The following is an 18,788-nucleotide window of genomic DNA, read 5'->3' on the forward strand; positions in this document are numbered from 1 at the left end:
ACCCATCCACTGCGTGCTTGCGGAGCCGACCCATGCTCACGACCCTGACAACGGCCTATACCGATACCCGTGCATCAGATCTCGCCTGGGCGCTCGGCAGGGAACCCCTGCCGGCCCTCGCGGTTCTCGATCTCCAACTGGCAGGCGCCCAGGTGCAGTTGAGGCTGCTGGGGGCCTCCCATCAGGTGCTGCTGGAGGAGGAGCGCGGCACCTGCTCCGAAACCGTCGCCTGTATGCCGGGCAGCAGCACCCCGCTCCCCCTCGGCGTCGCCAAGCGCCTCGGCGAGTGGGAGTACGAATTCGCCGCCCATGTCGAGACGCTGTCCCGCGGCTCGTTCGCCGGGCGCGCCCAGGAGCTGCTGGCACTGGTCTCCGACCATCCCCACGGTCTGGCCGGGACGTTTCCCGGTTCACCCCACGCCTTCACCGCGATGCTCGCCCAGCGCCGCCACGGCGAGGTCTGCTGGCGCACCTGGCACTCCTACCCCCAGGAGGGGCGCCTGGTCGCCACCCGGACGAGAGTGGGCGTGCGCATCCCCGCCGCGGTGTGAAACGGGCGGCCGGGTGCGGCGGTTCGCCGGGGCGGCCGGGGTGCGGCCCCGTCCGGCCCGGCGTCCGGCGCGGCCGCGGACCGGCGCCCGGGGTCAGCCGCCCCGCGCACGGCGACGGACGAGCGCCCCCTGCGCACCACAACCACCCAACTCGCAGGTGTAGCGGGCCTACTGCACTCTTGTGGGTGACGAATACGCACGGAATCGTCACGTAGCGTTCATTTCATGATCGATCCGCAGGAGCCCGCCCCAACCGCTGCCTACGGGCCACCGGAGGTCATGCGACCGGCGCGGCTGCCGGTGCGGTCCGGGCCCGGCCGGCTGCTCGTCCTCGCCGCGGTCTTCGTCTGCGCGGCCTGCGGTCTGGTCTACGAACTCGAACTGGTCGCCCTCGCCTCCTACTTGACCGGTGACTCCGTCACCCAGTCCTCCGTCGTGCTGTCGGTGATGGTCTTCGCGATGGGCCTCGGGGCGCTGCTGGCCAAGCGGCTGCGCTGCCGGGCGGCGGTCGGCTTCGGCGCGATCGAGGCGGGGCTCGCGCTGGTCGGCGGCTGCTCGGCGATGGCGCTGTACGCCTGCTTCGCCTGGTTCGGCCAGTCCCGCTCGGTGCTCGTCGGCTTCTCGCTGGTCATCGGGGTGCTGATCGGGGCCGAGGTGCCGCTGCTGATGACGCTGATCCAGCGGGTGCGGCAGCAGGACGCGGGCGGCGCGGTCGCCGACCTCTTCGCCGCCGACTACGTGGGCGCCCTCGTCGGCGGGCTGGCCTTCCCGTTCCTGCTGCTGCCGGTGCTCGGCCAGCTCACCGGCGCGCTGGCCACCGGCACGGTCAACGCCGTCGCGGGCGGCGCGCTGGTCCTGTGGCTCTTCCGCCGTGATCTGACACAGCGCGCCCGCCGCCGTCTGCTGGCCGTCAACGCACTGGTCCTGGTCCTGCTCGGGGTGGCCGTCCTGCTGGTCACCCCGTTCGAACGCGCGGCCCGGCACGCGGTGTACGGATCGGCCGCCCGCGTCGTGGTGCAGACCGGCGTCCAGGAGGTGGTGATGACCGGCGGCGCGGCGCGCGAGGCCGGTGCGGGACACGGGAGGAAAGGTTCCGGCGGGCCGCTCGCGCTCTATCTGGACGGCCGGCTGGAGGTGAGCGCGGACAACGAGGACCGCTATCACCGGGCCCTGGTGCACCCCGCCCTCGCCGGTGGTCCGCACGGCCGGGTCGTGGTCCTCGGCGGCGGCGACGGGCTGGCCGTCCGCGAGGTGCTGCGCCACCGCGCGGTCCGCTCGGTGACCGTCGTCGAACTCGACCCGGGCGTGAGCGATCTGGCCCGCACCGACCCCGGTCTCTCCGTCCTCAACCGCCACGCCCTGGACGATCCGCGCGTCCGGATCGTCACCGCCGACGCCTTCGACTGGCTGCGCGCCGCGAGCGCCCGCTGCGGACGCCGCTGCCGCGGCCCGTACGACGTCATCGTCTCCGATCTGCCCGATCCCCGGATGACCGCCGGGACCAAGCTCTACTCCCAGGAGTTCTACGGCTTGGTGGCGCGGCTGCTCGCGCCGGGCGGGCGGCTCGCGGTGCACGCCGCGCCGCCCGAGGCGCGGCCCCGGGTGTTCTGGACGGTCGAGGCGACGCTGCGGTCGGCGGGGCTGGCGACGGTGCCGTACGAGGCGCCCGGTCGGCGCGGCGGCGAGAGCGCCCGCCCGGTGCGCGGCGGCGGCTCGGGGCGGGCCGCCCCCGGGGTGGGGTACTGGGGCTTCATCCTGGCCGGGCACCGCGCCCGCGACCTGGACCCGGCGCCGGCGTCCCGGCTGCCGTCCGCGGTCCGCGCCACGCTGCCGGGCGGTGTCCGGGCGCTGTCCGGTGCCCGGATCGACGGGCTGCCGCCGTCGACGCTGATGCACCCGCGCTACGGCTGAGCGCGGCGTTCCGGGCGGCCGGGAAAGTCGCACCGCTGCGGGTACGTGCCCGGGGGCGCTGGGTAGGCTGCCATGCCATGGAGCATGAGATGTACGTTCCGCTTTCCGTCGGGACCGTCCGGCGGGCGCTCGGCGAGGCGGTGCGGGTCGCGCGCTGCGTCCCCGGCGCCCAGCTCGACGCCGAGGCGGACGCCGCACGCCCCGAAGGCCGGTTGCGGCTGCGGATCGGCGGCTCCACCATCACCTACCGCGGTGCGCTGACGGTCGCCTCGCCGGGCGCGGCGGACGCCGACGTCACGGTCGAGGCGCAGGGCACGGAGGCGCGCGGCGCCGGGTCCGCCGCCGTCACCCTCTCCGTCCGCCTGTCGCCCGCCGACGGTTCCGGTACGACGCTGAGCTGCACCGGAACGGTCCGCAGCGAGGGGCGGCTGGCCGAGGCCGAGGCGCAGACCGCGCTCACGGCCGGGCGGCGCCTGCTGGACCGCTTCGCGGAGAACCTCGCGGCGGACGTGGCACGGGATCCGGTGGCGGAGGGCGAGGGGCCCGACGGCTCCGGCGCTCCCGCCGGTGACCGCCCGCGCGGTTCCGTCTTCGACACCGAGATCCCGCCGCCGTCCCTCGACCCGGAGGCGGAGGACGCCCCGGAGGCAGACCAGCCGCCGGACGCGGACGGCGCGGACCGTACCGGCTCCGACGACGACGCGGCGCTCCCCGGCTCCGGCCCGGACGCCGTCGTCGACGGGGAGAACTACGACGGGCAGACCTACGACGGGCAGGACTTCGGCGACGACGAGGACGAGGTGCCCGCCGAAGCCGCGCACGCCCGGCGGACGATGATCGGCCGCAGCGCCGAGGAGGTCGACCACGCCCCGCCGCGCGGCCGGTACGCACCGGTGCCCGCGCCCGAGACCCACACCGCCTCCGCGACGCTGCGCTGGGCCGCCCCGGCCGCCGCCGTGGTGCTGGCGGGCGCGGTCGTCCTCGGCCGGGCGCTGCGCCGCCGCCGCTGACACCGGGCCCGGTCCCCGGGGGCGGCCGCTCCGCGGCGCCCGGGACGGTATCGCCTAGGGTCGGGCGGTGTGAGTACGGACAACACCACACAGGCACGGCAGAACGTCGTACGGCTGACCGCGGGCGACGCCGAGGTCGACGTCGAGCCGGACAACGGCTGCCGCCTCTCCGGGCTGCGCGTCGGCGGTACCGAACTGCTGCGGCAGGGCGCGAAGTACGGCTGCTTCCCGATGGTCCCCTGGTGCGGCCGGATCGACCAGGGGCGGTTCCGCAACGGCGGGGAGCTGCACCAGATGCCGGTCAACGCCCCGCCGCACGCCATCCACGGCACCGGCCGCGACCTGCGCTGGCGCACCGCCCGCCGCGACGCCCGCTCCGCCGTCTTCACCTACGACCTCGCCGACCCGGCCGCCCCCTGGCCGTACCCGGGCACCGTCACGCAGGTCGTGGAGCTGGCCGAGGACGGCCGGTCGTTGACGCTGACGCTGGGGGTGGAGGCGGCGGCCGACTCGTTCCCCGCGCAGGCGGGCTGGCACCCGTGGTTCGTGCGGCAGCTCGACGGCGGCGGCGCGCCCGTGGAGCTGTCCTTCGACGCGGCGTGGCAGGAGGAGCGCGGCGCGGACCATCTGCCGACCGGCCGCCGGATCGATCCGCTGCCCGGCCCCTGGGACGACTGCTTCGGGATGCCGGACGGCGTCGAGGCCACCGTGACCTGGCCCGGCCGCCTGGAGCTGACCGTCACCGGCCGTACCGAGTGGGTCGTGGTCTACGACGAGCAGGAGGCGGCGGTCTGCGTCGAGCCGCAGTCCGGCCCGCCCAACGGCCTCAACTCGCTGCCGCGGCTGGTCACCCCGATCGATCCGCTGGAGGTCTCCACCACCTTCGGCTGGCGCACGCTCGGCTGACCGCGCCCGGCCCGCCGCCGCGCCCGGGGCCTGCACCTTTAAGCTCGTGGCCATGACCGAGGACGTACGCGGCGCGCTGCTGCAGCAGATCAAGGACAAGGCCGTGGTGCACGGCAAGGTGACGCTCTCCTCCGGCAAGGAGGCCGATTACTACATCGACCTCCGCCGGATCACCCTGGACGGTGCGGCGTCGCCGCTGGTCGGGCAGATGATGCTGGACCTCACCGCGGAGCTGGAGTTCGACGCGGTCGGCGGTCTGACGCTGGGCGCCGACCCGGTCGCCGCGTCGATGCTGCACGCCGCCGCCGCGCGCGGCCGCCGGCTGGACGCGTTCGTCGTCCGTAAGGCGCAGAAGACCCACGGCATGCAGCGCCGTATCGAGGGCCCGGACATCAAGGGCCGCCGGGTGCTGGTGGTCGAGGACACCTCGACCACCGGTGGTTCGCCGCTGACCGCCGTCGAGGCGGCCCGGGAGGCGGGCGCCGAGGTCGTCGCGGTCGCGACGATCGTCGACCGCGGTGCCGCCGACGCCATCGCCGAGGCCGGTCTGCCGTACCTCACCGGTTACCGTCTCGGTGACCTCGGCCTGGCCTGAGCCAGGTCCGCCGGCCCGCCGCGCGGGCGGCCGGCAAACGGTGGGTGGCGCCGGGCCCGTCCCTGCGTCACCCCGCTGACCAGTGGTTTTCTTCGGGGGGTGGCCGTTTCACGTGAAACGGCCACCCCCTGGCATGTCCGGCACGGCGGGGGATGCCGAGCAATCCGGGCCGTCTGGGAAGATGAGGACGGCGAGGTCGTCGCCCCCTGGTCAGGGCCTAAACGCATACCCGTACTTCACAAGGAGCGGACAGATGCCCATCGCAACTCCCGAGATCTACAACGAGATGCTCGACCGGGCGAAGGCGGGCAAGTTCGCCTACCCCGCCATCAACGTGACCTCGACGCAGACGCTCCACGCGGCGCTGCGCGGCTTCGCCGAGGCGGAGAGCGACGGCATCATCCAGATCTCCACCGGCGGTGCGGAGTTCCTGGGCGGCCAGTACAGCAAGGACATGGTCAGCGGCGCGGTGGCGCTCGCCGAGTTCGCGCACGTGGTGGCCGGGAAGTACGGCGTCAACGTCGCGCTCCACACCGACCACTGCCCCAAGGACAAGCTGGACGGCTATGTCCGCCCGCTGATCGACATCTCCGCCGAGCGGGTCGCCAAGGGCCAGAACCCGCTGTTCCAGTCCCACATGTGGGACGGCTCGGCCGAGACCCTCGCGGACAACCTCGCCATCGGCCAGGAGCTGCTGGCCAAGGCCGCCGCCGCCAAGATCATCCTTGAGGTCGAGATCACCCCGACCGGCGGCGAGGAGGACGGCGTCAGCCACGAGATCAACGACGAGCTGTACACCACCGTCGACGACGCGCTGCGCACCGCCGAGGCGCTGGGCCTGGGCGAGAAGGGCCGCTACCTGCTGGCCGCCTCCTTCGGCAACGTCCACGGCGTCTACAAGCCGGGCAATGTCGTGCTCCGCCCCGAGCTGCTCAAGGACCTCCAGGAGGGCGTCGGCGCCAAGTACGGCAAGCAGTCGCCGTTCGACTTCGTCTTCCACGGCGGCTCCGGCTCCACCGAGCAGGAGATCGCCACCGCGCTGGAGAACGGCGTGGTCAAGATGAACCTCGACACCGACACCCAGTACGCGTTCAGCCGCCCGATCGCGGACCACATGTTCCGCAACTACGACGGTGTGCTGAAGGTCGACGGCGAGGTCGGCAACAAGAAGGTCTACGACCCCCGCAGCTGGGGCAAGCTCGCCGAGGCCGGGATGGCCGCGCGGGTCACCAAGGCGTGCGCGGACCTGCGGTCCACGGGCACCACGCTGCGGAAGTGAGCTGACACCTCGTCCGCGCGAGGGCCCCGCACCCAGGTGGTGCGGGGCCCTCGCGCATGTCCGGCGGGAATCCGGGGCCGAACGTGGGCATGCTCGCGGTATGACGATGCCGAGTCCGCCCGGAGGCGTCCGCCTGGTCTCGCCGCAGGGCCGGTGGGTGCTGCTGACCGCCGTCCTGGGGTCGGGCATGGCGATGCTCGACAGCACGGTGGTGAACGTCGCGCTGCCGCACATCGGCGACGATCTCCACGCCGACCTGGGCGTGCTCCAGTGGACGATCACCGCGTACATGCTCACACTCGCCTCGCTGATCCTGCTGGGCGGGGCGCTGGGGGACCGCTACGGGCGGCGGCGGATCTTCCTCGTCGGGGTGGTGTGGTTCGCGGTGGCGTCACTGCTGTGCGGGCTGGCGCCGACGTCGGGCGTGCTGATCGCCGCGCGGGCGCTCCAGGGCATCGGCGGGGCGCTGCTCACTCCGGGGTCGCTGGCGCTGATCCAGGCGGTGTTCCGGCCGGACGACCGGGCCCGGGCGGTCGGCGCCTGGTCCGGGCTGGGCGGCGTCGCCACGGCGATCGGCCCGTTCGTCGGCGGCTGGTTGGTGGACGGCGCGGGCTGGCGCTGGGTCTTCTTCCTCAATGTGCCGCTGGCCCTGGTCTGTGTGCCGATCGCGCTGCGGTGCGTACCGGAGACCCGGGAGCGGGCGGCGGCGCGCGGCGGGTTCGACGTGGCGGGGGCGGTGCTGGGCGCGCTGGCGCTCGGCGGGGTGACGTATGCGCTGATCGCGGCGCCGGAGCGGGGGCTGTCGGCGGGGGTGGTGGTGCCGGGCGTCGCCGGGCTGCTGCTGGGGGTGGCGTTCGTCGAGGTGGAGCGGCGGCGGGCGGCTCCGATGCTGCCGCCGCAGCTGTTCACCGTCCGGCAGTTCAGCGCGGTCAACGCGGTGACGGTCTGCGTCTACGCCGCCTTCAGCGGGTTCTTCTTCCTGGCGGTGGTGCAGCTCCAGGTGGTGGGCGGGTACTCGGCGCTGGCGGCGGGCACCGCGCTGCTGCCGACCACGGTGCTGATGCTGCTGCTCTCCGCCCGCTCGGGCGAGCTGGGCCAGCGGATCGGGCCGCGCATCCCGCTGACCGTGGGGCCGTTGCTCTGCGCGGTCGGGATGCTGCTGATGACGCGGGCGGGCCCCGGCGCGTCGTACGTGGTGGACGTGCTCCCGGCGCTGGTGGTGCTGGGCGCCGGGATGGTGACGCTGGTCGCGCCGTTGACCGCGACGGTGCTGGCCTCGGTCGACGTGGACCGCGCCGGGCTGGCCAGCGGCATCAACAACGCGGCGGCGCGGGCGGCGGGCCTGGTGGCCATCGCGGCGCTGCCGCTGCTGGCCGGAATGGGTCCCCAGGCGTACCGCTCGGCCGATGCGTTCGACGCCGCGTTCCGCCGGGCCATGCCGTGGTGCGCCGGGGTGCTGCTGGTCGGCTCGGTGATCGCCGGCCTGACGGTGCGGACGGCGCCCCCGGCGCCCGCGGTGCCGGAGGAGCAGCCGGAGCCGGCGGAGCGGGCGGCGGCCGCGGCGCCGGAAGCGGCCGGCGCGGCGGGGGCCGCGGGGGGCGCGAGCGTGGTGCACGAGGGGGCGCGGCACGGGGCGCCGTGCCACCCGGAGTGCACGTACCACTGCGGGGTGGGGGCGCCGCCGCTCGATCCGGGGGACGCGGCGACGGAACCGCCGGCGGGTGCGGGGACGCCGCCCGGGCCGGGGGTGTCGCCCGGGCCCGGCGCGGAGGCGTCCGGCCTGCCCGGCCCGTCCGGTCTCCCCGGTGCGGAGCGGCCCGGCCCGGAGGGCGACCGGGAGCCGTAGCGGGAGCCGTAGGGCGGACGAGGCGGCGGCGGGGGAGCGCCGCGGCGCCGGAGACAGGCCCTGCCCTCGCCCTCGCACCGTCCCTTTTCGGCCACCCGTACCGGTCCCCTCCGGGCCCCCGCCGGGCGGTCCCCGGGACCAGGCAGACTGGGGGCATGGCCATTCACGAGAACCTTCTCGGGGGACCGCCCCCGACCCATCTGCCCGACGACCCGGGCCCGCGCGAGCTGCTCGCCGCCGGTACGGCCCCGGCCGATGTCGCGGCCAAGTTCCCGACCTCCTCGCTGGCCTGGGCACAGCTCGCCGACGACGCGTTCCAGGGCGGCCGGACCGTCGAGTCGTACGCGTACGCCCGGACCGGCTACCACCGCGGGCTCGACGCCCTGCGGCGGGCGGGCTGGAAGGGGCACGGACCGGTGCCGTTCGAGCACGAGCCGAACCGCGGTTTCCTGCGGGCGCTGCACGCGCTGGCCCGCGCCGCCCACGCGATCGGCGAGGAGGCGGAGTACGAGCGCTGCACCACCTTCCTGCGCGACTCGTCCCCGACCGCGGCGGACACCCTCTCCTGACCCGACCCGGGGGCCGGCCGTCGCGGCCGGCCGGCCCCCGGGCGTGTCCGCGGCGTCGCTCCCGGTGCCCGGCCGGACGTCCGGTCGGCTCTTGCGCCGTACGGGGCCAGCACCGATGATGCGAGTGGGGCGGCTGATCCGTCCCGAGGGGACCGGGGCTCCCGAGCCGATCAGGAAGGGGCGGACCGCTACCCGGAGTTCGCAGCCTGAGGAGTCCCTCATGTCGCACCCTTCGCCGTCCGCACACGGTTCGCCCGCCGTCTCCGACGAGGCGCCGATCGCGCCGGACCTCTCCATCGGCGCCGACGCCACCACCCCGTACGAGGACTACGTCCGCGCCGACGTCCTCACCCATTTGCAGCACCCGCTCTCCGACGACCCCGGCGAGATGGTGTTCCTGGTGACCACCCAGGTGATGGAGTTGTGGTTCACCGTCGTCGTGCACGAGTGGCGCACCGCCTGTGAGGCGCTGCGCCGGGACGACCTGCCGGTGGCGCTGGACGCGCTCCGGCGCTCCACCCACGAGCTGACCGCGCTGAACGCCGCCTGGCAGCCGCTGGCCCGGCTGACCCCGGCGCAGTTCAACGCGTACCGCGGGGCGCTGGGCGAGGGCTCCGGATTCCAGTCCGCGATGTACCGGCGGCTGGAGTTCCTGCTCGGCGAGAAGTCCCCGTCGATGCTGGTGCCGCACCGCGGCGCGCCGCGCGCCCACGCCGAGCTGGAGAAGGCGCTGCACGAGCCGAGCCTGTGGGACGAGGTGCTGCGGCTGCTGGCCCGCCGCGGTCACGCGGTGCCCGCCGCCGTCCTGGAGCGCGATCCGGCCGAGCGGTACGAACCGGATCCGGCGGTCGAGGCGGCCTGGGCCGAGGTGTACGCCGGGGACCAGGGCTCCGACCTCGTCGCTCTGGGGGAGGCGCTGACCGACGTCGCCGAGCTGGTCTGGCGATGGCGCAACGATCATTTGGTGGCGACCCGGCGGGCGATGGGCGCCAAGATGGGTACCGGCGGTTCCGCGGGCGTGGCCTGGCTGGAGAAGCGGGCCCGCAAGAACGTCTTCCCCGAGCTCTGGACGGCACGCAGCCATGTCTGATCACCGCGAGAACCACGAGCCCCAGGCGCCCCGCGACCACCGCGCGGAGGCCGTCACCCTCGACGCCTCCGACCCACTGGCCGCGATCCGCGACCGCTTCGTCCTCGACGACACCGTCTACCTCGACGGCAACTCCCTGGGCGCGCTGCCCCGCTCCGTCCCCGACAAGGTCGCCGACGCCGTCGCCCGGCAGTGGGGCGAGCTGCGCATCCGGTCCTGGACCGAGGGTGGCTGGTGGGAGGCGCCGGAGCGGATCGGCGACCGGATCGCCCCGCTCATCGGCGCCGCGCCCGGGCGGGTCGTGGTGGGCGACTCCACCAGCGTCAACGTCTTCAAGGCGGTCGTCGCGGGCGTCCGGATGGCCGGTCCCGGCTGTACGGAGATCCTGGTCGACGCCACGACGTTCCCCACCGACGGCTACATCGCCCGCTCCGCGGCGCGGCTGACGGGCCTTGCGGTGCGTCCGGTGGAGCCCGCGCGGATCGCCGACGAGGTCACCGAACGGACCGCGCTGGCACTGGTCAACCACGTCGACTACCGCACCGGACGCCTCCACGACCTGCCCGCCATCACCACCGCGCTCCACTCGGCGGGCGCGCTGGCGGTCTGGGACCTCTGCCACAGCGCGGGCGCGCTGCCGGTCGGGGTGGACGCGCACGGCGTCGACCTCGCGGTGGGCTGCACGTACAAGTACCTCAACGGCGGGCCCGGCGCGCCCGCGTACCTCTACATCCGCGAGAGCCTCCAGGAGCGGTTCGACTCCCCGCTGCCGGGCTGGAACTCGCATGTGGCGCCGTTCGGCATGGCGTCGCGGTACGAACCGGCCGAGGGCATCACCCGGGGCCGCGTCGGCACGCCGGACATCCTCTCGCTGCTCGCGCTGGACGCGGCGCTGGACGCCTGGGACGGCGTCACCGTCGAGGCGGTCCGCACCAAGAGCCTGGCGCTGAGCGACTTCTTCCTCGACTGCGTGGCCGCGTACGTCCCGCCCGGCGAGGTCCGCTCGGTGACGCCGTACGACCACGCGCGGCGCGGCAGCCAGGTGTCGCTGGAGTGCGCCGGGGCGGGCGAGGTGATGGCGGAGCTGATCCGGCGCGGAGTGGTCGGCGACTTCCGCGAACCGGATGTGCTGCGCTTCGGGCTGACCCCGCTCTACACCTCCTTCGCCGACGTGGAGCGCGCCGCCCGGATCCTGGGCGAGGTGCTGCGGGAGCGGCCGGCGGAGGCGGGGGCCGGGGAGGACACCGGCGGCGACGGTGGCGGGGCGGCCGGCCCCGGTACGGCCGGAGGCACCGGCGGCCCGGCGTCCGGCGGCCCCGCCGCATGAGCGTCGCCGACGAGGAGGCGGCGCTGCTGGGGCTCGCCCCGGTGGCGCCGCACCGCTCCGTGACGTACGGGCCCCATCCGGACCAGCGCGTCGACCTGTACGACCCGGTGCCGGGCACCGCCCGTGGCCCGCGCGTCGTCCTGGTGCACGGCGGGTTCTGGCGCGCCGCGTACGACCGGACGCATCTCTCCCCGGCCGCCGCCGAGCTGGCCCGGCGCGGATCGCCCGTCGCGCTCGTCGAGTACCGCAGGGTCGGCGGGGGCGGGGGCGGGGAGCGCACCTTCGACGACGCGGCGGCGGCCCTCGCGGCGGCCACCGCGGCGTGGGAGGCGGACGGTCCGGCACCCGCGCCGGTGCTCGTCGGGCACTCGGCGGGCGGGCAGCTGGCGCTGCTGACCGCGGCGCGGGCGGCGGCCGGGCGGATCGGGCGGGTGATCGCGGTGGCACCGGTCGCCGATCTCGCGGCGGCGCACCGGCTCGGGCTGAGCGACCACGCCGTCGCCGCGCTGCTCGGCGACGGCCCCGGCTTCGCGGACCGCCTCGCCGCGGCCGACCCCGTGCGCCGTCCCCCGGTGGGCGTCCCGGTCACCGTGGTGCACGGGACGGCGGACCCGGAGGTGCCGCCGCGGCTCTCGCGGAGCTTCGTCGCCGCGGCGCGGGCCGCCGGGGCGGAGGTGGTGCTGCGCGAGCTGCCCGGGGTGGGGCACTACGCGCCGTTCGTCCCGTCCACCGCGGCGTTCCGCACGCTCCTGGCGGCGCTGCGCGGCGGCTCCTGAGACCGACTGTGCGCACTGCGTAGTACTTGAGGCGGACCTCGGTAGATCCCCTTCGGTGGGGACGATTCCGCGGGGCGCGCTGCTTACCGTGGTGGGGTGAAAGAGACCCAGTCGCAGGACGCCCTGCGTTCCGAGGCCCGGATAGCGCGGGGCGCGCTGCACCTGCTGCGCAAGGACCTCGTCGAGGACGCCTTCGTCTTCCGCCCGATGCTGCCGCTCGACGACCCGGGCGTGCCGGGCTGGCGGCAGCGGCTGCCGAAGCGGGTCCGGCGCTATGTGCGCTGGGCGCCGCACATCGTGGTGACGTTCGCCGCGGTCGCCAACTTCCTGCTGGGGCTCTCCGCCACGGTCGGCCACGACGGTTCCTTCAGCTACGGCCTTCTGCGTTCCCCGTTCTCCGTCGTCTTCTGCCTGGTCGTCGCGGCCCCGGTGGTGCTGACGCTCTTCCGGCCGGTCGGCGCGTTCTGGGTGTCGTTCGCGGGGTTCACCCTCGCGATGCTGGACGCCGCCTTCGGTGCCTACGACGCGACGTGGCCGATGGTGTCGCTGCCCACCCATGTCGTGGTGATGGCGCTGGTCGTGCTCCGTACCCGGCCGCGGCTGGCGCTGGAGATGTGGGTGGTCACGCTCGTCGCCGGCGGGCTGCTGGCGACGGCGACGGGCGGCTTCGGCTACCGCGAGCTGCTCGCGCTCGCGGTGCCCTCGGCCTTCATCCTCACCGCCGCCGCGGCGGTCCGCGCCTGGCGGGAGGAGCGGCGGCACGTCGTCGAGACGCAGACGGTCACCGCGGAGGAGCGTTCCCGCCGCACCCTGCTGGAGGAGCGGGCCACCATCGCCCGGGAGCTGCACGACGTCGTCGCGCACCACATGTCGGTCATCGCCATCCAGGCCGAGGCCGCGCCGTACCGCGTCGAGCACACCCCGCCGGAGCTGGCGACCTCGTTCGCCACCATCCGGGAGAACGCCGTCGCCGCGCTCACCGAACTCCGCCGCATCCTCGGCGTCGTCCGCTCCGAGGACCCGGACGCGTTCGCCGAGAACGACCCCGAGGCGCCGCAGCCGAGCCTCGCCCAGCTCGACGGGTTGCTGGAGAGCGTGCGCGGCGCCGGGCTGACCGTCGAGGCGGTCGTCACCGGTGCGGCGCGCCCGCTGCCGCAGGGCGTGGAGCTGTCCGCGTACCGCATCGTCCAGGAGGCGCTGAGCAACACGCTGCGCCATGCGCCGGGCGCCGAGGCGCGCGTGGAGGTCTCGTATGTGCTCGGCGGGATCGGGCTGCGTATCGTCAACGGCAAGCCCAGCCGGCTCGCCACCCCGTCACCGGGCGCGGGCCACGGCGTGCTCGGGATGCGTGAGCGCGTGCAGATGCTGGGCGGGGAGATGACCGCCGACCACACCGAGGACGGCGGGTTCGAGGTCGCGGCGTTCCTTCCGGTCTCCGCCGCGGGGGAGGCGCAGTCATGATCCGGGTGCTGATCGTCGATGACCAGGTGATGGTCCGTGAGGGCTTTTCGGTGCTGCTCAACGCGATGCCGGACATCGAGGTCGTCGGCGAGGCGGTGGACGGGCGGCAGGCCGTCGCCAAGGTCGGGGAGCTGCGGCCGGACGTCGTCCTGATGGACATCCGCATGCCGGAGATGAACGGTCTGGAGGCCACCCGCGAGATCGTCGCCGCCGACGCGGACGCGAAGGTGCTGGTGCTGACCACCTTCGACCTCGACGAGTACGTCTACCAGGCGCTGCGGGCCGGGGCGAGCGGCTTCCTGCTCAAGGACGCCTCGGCCGGGCAGCTCGCCGACGGCGTCCGGGTCGTCGCCTCCGGCGAGGCGCTGCTCGCCCCGACCGTCACCAAGCGGCTGATCTCGGAGTTCTCCCGGCTGGGCACGCCCCGCGCGCCCGCCCAGGAGCGGATCGGCGAGCTGACCGAACGGGAGACGGAGGTGCTGGTCCTCGTCGCCCAGGGCCTGTCGAACGGCGAGATCGCCGAGCATCTGGTGGTGGCCGAGTCGACGGTGAAGACCCACGTCAGCCGCATCCTCGTGAAGCTCGGCCTGCGGGATCGCACACAGGCGGCGGTGTTCGCGTACGAGGCACGGCTGGTGACGCCGGGGGGCTGAGGACGCGGGGCCGGGGCGCCCGGGTGGCGGGCGCCCCGCACCCGCGTGGCTCCGGCCACGCGCGGCCGGGCCGGGCCCCGGCGCGGGTTTCACGTGAAACCGTCCACAGCCTGTGGACGGCAAGGCGCCCCGCCCGGCACGGCCCCGCCGTCACCCGGCGCGCCGCCCCTGTCACTCCCGTGGCAGCGTCAGCCACCACGCGCCCGGCTGCACCGTCCAGGTGCGCGTCCGGACCGGACCGCCGACCACCGCGTCCGCGCGGTAGCGGAAGTCCGGGCCGGAGACCGTCACCGCCCGGGCGCGGGCCCGCAGCGGCCGGTCGCCGCCGGGGCGGTCCACCACCACCTCGGCCAGCCCGTCGCCCGCGCCGGGCGCCCCGGCGGCCGTCCCGTCGTCCCCGGAGCGGGCGCCCGGCACCACACGGACCTGTTGCACCGGCTGGTCCAGATCCGCCAGCAGCACACCGTCCGCCTCGATCCGCAGCCGCTGCCCCGGTGCGACGCGCCGCTCCCGCCCCGCCGCCTGCGCGGCGAGCGCGGACAGCGCGGCCCGTGCGGTGCGTGCCGCCGGACGCCACCAGGACTGCCCGCCGCCGTCCCCGGGCGCCGTGGGCGGCGCGGGCGCGGTGGGCGCCGCCGGATACGTACCGGGAGCCGCGGTGCCGTCCCCGTACGGGATGTGCAGCCCACCCAGGACGATGCCGTCGCTGTCGTCGGTGAGCAGATCGAGGGGGCGGGCATCGCCGTCCAGCACGGTCCGGGCCGCGGCGACCGTGCCCGCCGGTACGCCCAGCGTCCGGCTGAGCGCCACCGCGTCCGCCGCGCCGACCGGCACCACCGACACGGTGACCTGTGCCAGCTCCCGTTCCTTGTGCAGCACGCCGACGGCGAAGCGCAGCGCGCGGTCGTCGCCGATCACCACCGGCCGCCTGCGGCCCCGCCGGGAGAGCGCCCGGGCGAACTCCTCGGGGCCGTCCGGAAGGCAGATTTTCGCGCCCGCGCCCGCGCACAGCACGTCCTTGGCGATACGGACGGACTCGCCGTCCGCGGTGCGGGCTGCGGGGTCGATGACCACGAGCAGAGGGGTCCCCCGGACGGAGTCCGATGAAGAGTGCCCAGAAGGCTGCGCCGACACCTCGGTCCTTCCTCAGGTAGCATCTCGGTGCAAGAGCCCCTTGCGCTATTGCGCCAGGGGCTTCGTCTATTCCGGGGCACCGGTTCGACGGCTGCAGTGATGACATCCGCGTGCGACCGCATGCTCACGCCATCCACGCACGTTGGACATGCCCCGCCCGGAAGGGGTGTACGCCTGTGCCCGCACTTGTGCTGCTCGGTGCTCAGTGGGGTGATGAGGGCAAGGGAAAGGCCACCGATCTGCTCGGTGGGTCCGTTGACTACGTGGTGCGTTACCAGGGCGGCAACAATGCCGGCCACACGGTCGTCGTGGGCGACCAGAAGTACGCGCTGCACCTCCTCCCTTCCGGAATCCTCTCGCCGGGGTGCACCCCGGTCATCGGCAACGGCGTCGTCGTCGACCCGGCGGTCCTGCTCTCCGAGCTGAGCGGACTCAACGAGCGCGGCGTCGACACGTCCAAGCTGCTGATCAGCGGCAACGCGCACCTGATCACGCCCTACAACATCACGGTCGACAAGGTCACCGAGCGCTTCCTCGGAAAGCGCAAGATCGGTACGACCGGTCGCGGCATCGGCCCGACCTACGCCGACAAGATCAACCGCACCGGCATCCGGGTCCAGGACCTCTTCGACGAGTCGATCCTGCACCAGAAGGTCGAGGCGGCCCTCGACGTCAAGAACCAGGTGCTGGCCAAGCTCTACAACCACCGCGCGATCGCCGCGGAGCAGGTGGTCGAGGAGATGCTCGGCTACGCCGACCAGCTCCGTGGCTTCGTCGCCGACACCACGCTGCTGCTGAACAACGCGATCGACGACGGCAAGGTCGTCCTCTTCGAGGGCGGTCAGGGCACCCTCCTCGACGTCGACCACGGCACGTACCCCTTCGTCACCTCCTCGAACCCGACCGCGGGCGGCGCCTGCACGGGTGCGGGCGTCGGACCGACGAAGATCAATCGCGTCATCGGCATCCTGAAGGCGTACACCACCCGCGTCGGCGCCGGTCCGTTCCCGACCGAGCTGTTCGACAAGGACGGCGAGGCGCTGCGCACCATCGGCGGCGAGCGGGGCGTCACCACCGGCCGTGACCGCCGCTGCGGCTGGTTCGACGCGGTCATCGCCCGCTACGCCACCCGCGTCAACGGTCTGACCGACTTCTTCCTCACCAAGCTCGACGTGCTCACCGGCTGGGAGCAGATCCCCGTCTGCGTCGCGTACGAGATCGACGGCAAGCGGGTCGAGGAGCTGCCCTACAGCCAGAGCGACTTCCACCACGCGAAGCCGATCTACGAGATGCTGCCGGGCTGGTCCGAGGACATCACCAAGGCCAAGACCTTCTCCGACCTGCCGAAGAACGCGCAGGCGTATGTGAAGGCACTGGAGGAGATGTCGGGCGCCCCGATCTCCGCGATCGGCGTCGGCCCGGGCCGTGACGAGACGATCGAGATCAACTCCTTCCTCTCCTGAGCCCCGCGGGGCTGCCTGCGGGCCGCCCCGGTGAGCTGACCGGCCGGGCCGGTGGACGCACCACGTCCACCGGCCCGGCCGTTTCACGTGAAACACCAACTCCCTTGGCGGGAGGGCTGTTTCACGTGAAACGCAACATCTGTGGCCGCTCACTGTTTCACGTGGAACGCCAACTCCTGTACCCCGCTTGCCGTTTCACGTGAAACAGCGCTTGCCGGGACCGCGCTCCTCAACTCGCGCGGGAGTAGTTCCGGGGGCGGAGATCGCGGCCCAGGAAGTCGCGGCGGAGGTCGCCGGTGCCGGTGAGCCGCAGTACGGAGGAGTGGCCCGGGCGGCACTGCGGCCCGGGGTGGTCGACCACCGTGGGGCCGATGACCAGCTGGTTTCCTCCGGCGTAGAGGTCGGCGTGGGCGGTGCAGCTGCCCTCGGGGCCGGTGGCGACGAGGGTGGCGACCTGACTGCCCACCGGCGAGCGGGTGATCGTCAGCCGCTGGGTCGAACCGCCGCCGGTCGGCCGCTCCCAGGCGCCGACGAAGCCGTCCGGCACCCGCTCCGCCGCCGGTGCGATACGGCGCAGCGTCGCATCGCGCCCCGCCGCCGTCCATCGGAGCGTGCCGCCGGGCCCGGGCCGCAGCGTGTGCTCGCCGAGCGCGGCACACCGGCCGGGCGGCAGGGACCGGACGACCTTGGTGTCCAGCCGCAGCGCGGGCCGGTTCTCCCCGTCCCGGACGGAGACCAGCTTGGCGTCGCTGCGGCACTCGTACGTCCCGCCGAGGCTGGTGCTGTTGGCGACCACCTCGCCGATCTTGCCGTGGCTGATCACGAACCGGCGCCGCTGCCCGGTGGGCACACCGTCGCGCAGCACCGGCCCGGACCAGACGCCGACGTAGCGGTCGGTGATGTCGGAGGAGTCGTCGCCGTCCGCGCTGCCGTCGCCGCGCAGCGCGGGGAACGCGAACGCCCCCGCGGTCACCGCGCACACGACCGCGGCGATCAGCAGCACCCGCCGCCGGCGGCGGCGCCGCGGGGCGCCGGAGTCCGGGGTGGCCGGGCGCGGCACGGACGTGGCGCCCGGGACGGCGGTCGGCGCGCTCTCGACGGGGACGGACGGCGGCCCGGTCCGCCGCCCGGGCCGTACGGTCGCCTCCGCGTCCGCCGCGGTGACCGGGTGCCGGGGCGGCAGCGGCGCCGTGCGCTGCGGGTCGCCGGGCGGGGTGTCCGTGTCGAGGAGGCGTACCGCATGGCGGCCCAGATGGGCGATGAGTCCGGCGGGCAGCCAGGGGGCGGCCGGGTCGCCGTCGCGCAGCGGATCTATCCGGGCGGCGATCTCCTGAGGCGTCGGCCGGTCCTGTGGCTCCTTGGCCAGACAGGCGCGGATCAGCTCCCGCACCGGGCCCTCCGGGGCCGCCGTCAGATCCGGCTGCTCCTGCGCGATCTTGAACATCACGGCGTGCACACCGGAGTCCATGCTGCCGAACGGTGCCTGCCCGGTCGCCGCGTACGCCAGCACCGAGCCCAGGCAGAACAGGTCGCTCGCCGGGCCGACCCGGTGCCCCTGGACCTGCTCCGGCGACATGAAGCTCGGCGAGCCGACGACCGTGCCGCTGCCCGGCTGGGTCTGCTCGCCGACCGCGTCCAGCGCCCGGGCGATGCCGAAGTCGATGACGCGGGGGCCGTCGATGGTCAGCAGGACGTTGGACGGTTTGAGGTCGCGATGGATCAGCCCCACGCCGTGGATGTCGATCAGTGCGCAGGCCAGCCCGTAGGCGAGACGGCGCAGTGCGTACTCCGGGAGCGGGCCGTGCAGCCCGGTCCTGCCGAAGCCGCCGCCACCGACCACCTCGCTCAACGTCGGCCCGGCGATGTAGCCGGTGGCGACCCACGGCACCGCGGCCCCGGTGTCGGCGTCCAGGACCGGCGCCGTCCAGCGGCCGCCGACCTTCCGGGCGGCCGCCACCTCGGCCCGGAAACGGTCCCGGAACTCCTGCTCGGCCGCCAGCTCCGTGCGGACCAGCTTCACCGCGACGGTTCTGCCGCCCTCCGAACGCGCGAGGTAGACCCGGCCCATACCGCCGCTGCCGAGCCGGCTGAGCAGCCGGTAGTCCCCGATCCACGCCGGATCGCCGGCCGTCAGCCCGCGCAGGCCCTCCATCCGGGCGCCTCCCGTGTCGTCGCCGTGCCTGCCGCCGTCGTCCGGCGCCCCTTCCGAGCGGGGGG

General features: G+C 74.5%; 16 protein-coding genes. 14 read left to right on the plus strand and 2 right to left on the minus strand.

Going from position 1 to position 18,788, the window contains the following annotated elements; all coding sequences use genetic code 11:
- Positions 1-32 precede the first annotated feature (32 nt).
- The 13 genes from ACF1BH_RS27850 to ACF1BH_RS27910 all read left to right on the plus strand — a co-directional run bounded on the left by ACF1BH_RS27850 (position 33) and on the right by ACF1BH_RS27910 (position 13,974).
- Positions 33-551 (plus strand): DUF2617 family protein, encoded by a 519-nt coding sequence (locus ACF1BH_RS27850; RefSeq protein ID WP_391646825.1) that lies wholly within the window; start codon positions 33-35, stop codon positions 549-551.
- Between the two features lie 225 nt (positions 552-776).
- Positions 777-2,462, plus strand: coding sequence for a polyamine aminopropyltransferase (locus ACF1BH_RS27855; RefSeq protein WP_391646827.1), 1,686 nt, complete (start codon positions 777-779; stop codon positions 2,460-2,462).
- An 89-nt stretch (positions 2,463-2,551) separates the two neighbouring features.
- Complete coding sequence (locus ACF1BH_RS27860; RefSeq protein ID WP_391646829.1) at positions 2,552-3,472, plus strand: SRPBCC domain-containing protein; 921 nt, start codon at positions 2,552-2,554, stop codon at positions 3,470-3,472.
- Positions 3,473-3,541: 69 nt separating this feature from the next.
- Positions 3,542-4,378, plus strand: a complete 837-nt coding sequence (locus ACF1BH_RS27865; protein WP_391646831.1) for an aldose 1-epimerase — start codon at positions 3,542-3,544, stop codon at positions 4,376-4,378.
- 52 nt (positions 4,379-4,430) lie between these two features.
- Positions 4,431-4,973 carry an orotate phosphoribosyltransferase gene (gene pyrE / locus ACF1BH_RS27870; protein WP_391646833.1) on the plus strand — a complete coding sequence of 181 codons (543 nt, stop codon included), beginning with the start codon at positions 4,431-4,433 and terminating at the stop codon, positions 4,971-4,973.
- 253 nt (positions 4,974-5,226) lie between these two features.
- A complete protein-coding gene (fbaA, locus tag ACF1BH_RS27875; RefSeq protein ID WP_391646835.1) occupies positions 5,227-6,252 on the plus strand; it encodes a class II fructose-bisphosphate aldolase in 1,026 nt (341 codons plus the stop codon).
- A gap of 100 nt (positions 6,253-6,352) precedes the next feature.
- Positions 6,353-8,098, plus strand: a complete 1,746-nt coding sequence (locus ACF1BH_RS27880) for an MFS transporter (protein ID WP_391646837.1) — start codon at positions 6,353-6,355, stop codon at positions 8,096-8,098.
- Positions 8,099-8,253: 155 nt separating this feature from the next.
- A complete protein-coding gene (locus ACF1BH_RS27885; RefSeq protein ID WP_030284364.1) occupies positions 8,254-8,667 on the plus strand; it encodes a DUF3151 domain-containing protein in 414 nt (137 codons plus the stop codon).
- A gap of 220 nt (positions 8,668-8,887) precedes the next feature.
- The gene (locus ACF1BH_RS27890; protein WP_391646839.1) at positions 8,888-9,757 is read left to right on the plus strand and encodes a tryptophan 2,3-dioxygenase family protein; all 870 of its coding nucleotides are present in this window, start codon (positions 8,888-8,890) and stop codon (positions 9,755-9,757) included.
- On the plus strand, positions 9,750-11,084 hold the full coding sequence (kynU, locus tag ACF1BH_RS27895; RefSeq protein WP_391646841.1) for a kynureninase: 1,335 nt from the start codon (positions 9,750-9,752) through the stop codon (positions 11,082-11,084). Before ACF1BH_RS27890 ends, kynU begins: the two co-directional genes overlap by 8 nt.
- The gene (locus ACF1BH_RS27900; RefSeq protein WP_391646843.1) at positions 11,081-11,860 is read left to right on the plus strand and encodes an alpha/beta hydrolase; all 780 of its coding nucleotides are present in this window, start codon (positions 11,081-11,083) and stop codon (positions 11,858-11,860) included. Before kynU ends, ACF1BH_RS27900 begins: the two co-directional genes overlap by 4 nt.
- 96 nt (positions 11,861-11,956) lie before the next feature.
- Positions 11,957-13,321 carry a sensor histidine kinase gene (locus tag ACF1BH_RS27905; protein WP_391646845.1) on the plus strand — a complete coding sequence of 455 codons (1,365 nt, stop codon included), beginning with the start codon at positions 11,957-11,959 and terminating at the stop codon, positions 13,319-13,321.
- Positions 13,318-13,974 (plus strand): response regulator, encoded by a 657-nt coding sequence (locus ACF1BH_RS27910; RefSeq protein WP_391646847.1) that lies wholly within the window; start codon positions 13,318-13,320, stop codon positions 13,972-13,974. Before ACF1BH_RS27905 ends, ACF1BH_RS27910 begins: the two co-directional genes overlap by 4 nt.
- Positions 13,975-14,145: 171 nt before the next feature.
- Here the strand turns inward: ACF1BH_RS27910 and ACF1BH_RS27915 are convergent, their stop codons facing one another.
- A complete protein-coding gene (locus ACF1BH_RS27915) occupies positions 14,146-15,048 on the minus strand; it encodes a hypothetical protein (RefSeq protein ID WP_391646849.1) in 903 nt (300 codons plus the stop codon).
- 236 nt (positions 15,049-15,284) lie between these two features.
- Between ACF1BH_RS27915 and ACF1BH_RS27920 the strand changes: the two genes are divergently transcribed.
- Positions 15,285-16,571, plus strand: a complete 1,287-nt coding sequence (locus ACF1BH_RS27920; protein ID WP_030284350.1) for an adenylosuccinate synthase — start codon at positions 15,285-15,287, stop codon at positions 16,569-16,571.
- A 229-nt stretch (positions 16,572-16,800) separates the two neighbouring features.
- Here the strand turns inward: ACF1BH_RS27920 and ACF1BH_RS27925 are convergent, their stop codons facing one another.
- The gene (locus tag ACF1BH_RS27925) at positions 16,801-18,723 is read right to left on the minus strand and encodes a protein kinase (protein ID WP_391646851.1); all 1,923 of its coding nucleotides are present in this window, start codon (positions 18,721-18,723) and stop codon (positions 16,801-16,803) included.
- Between the last annotated feature and the right edge of the window lie 65 nt (positions 18,724-18,788).

The sequence above is a fragment of the Streptomyces sp. NPDC014733 genome, from assembly GCF_043083385.1.
In the GTDB taxonomy this organism is placed as follows: domain Bacteria; phylum Actinomycetota; class Actinomycetes; order Streptomycetales; family Streptomycetaceae; genus Streptomyces.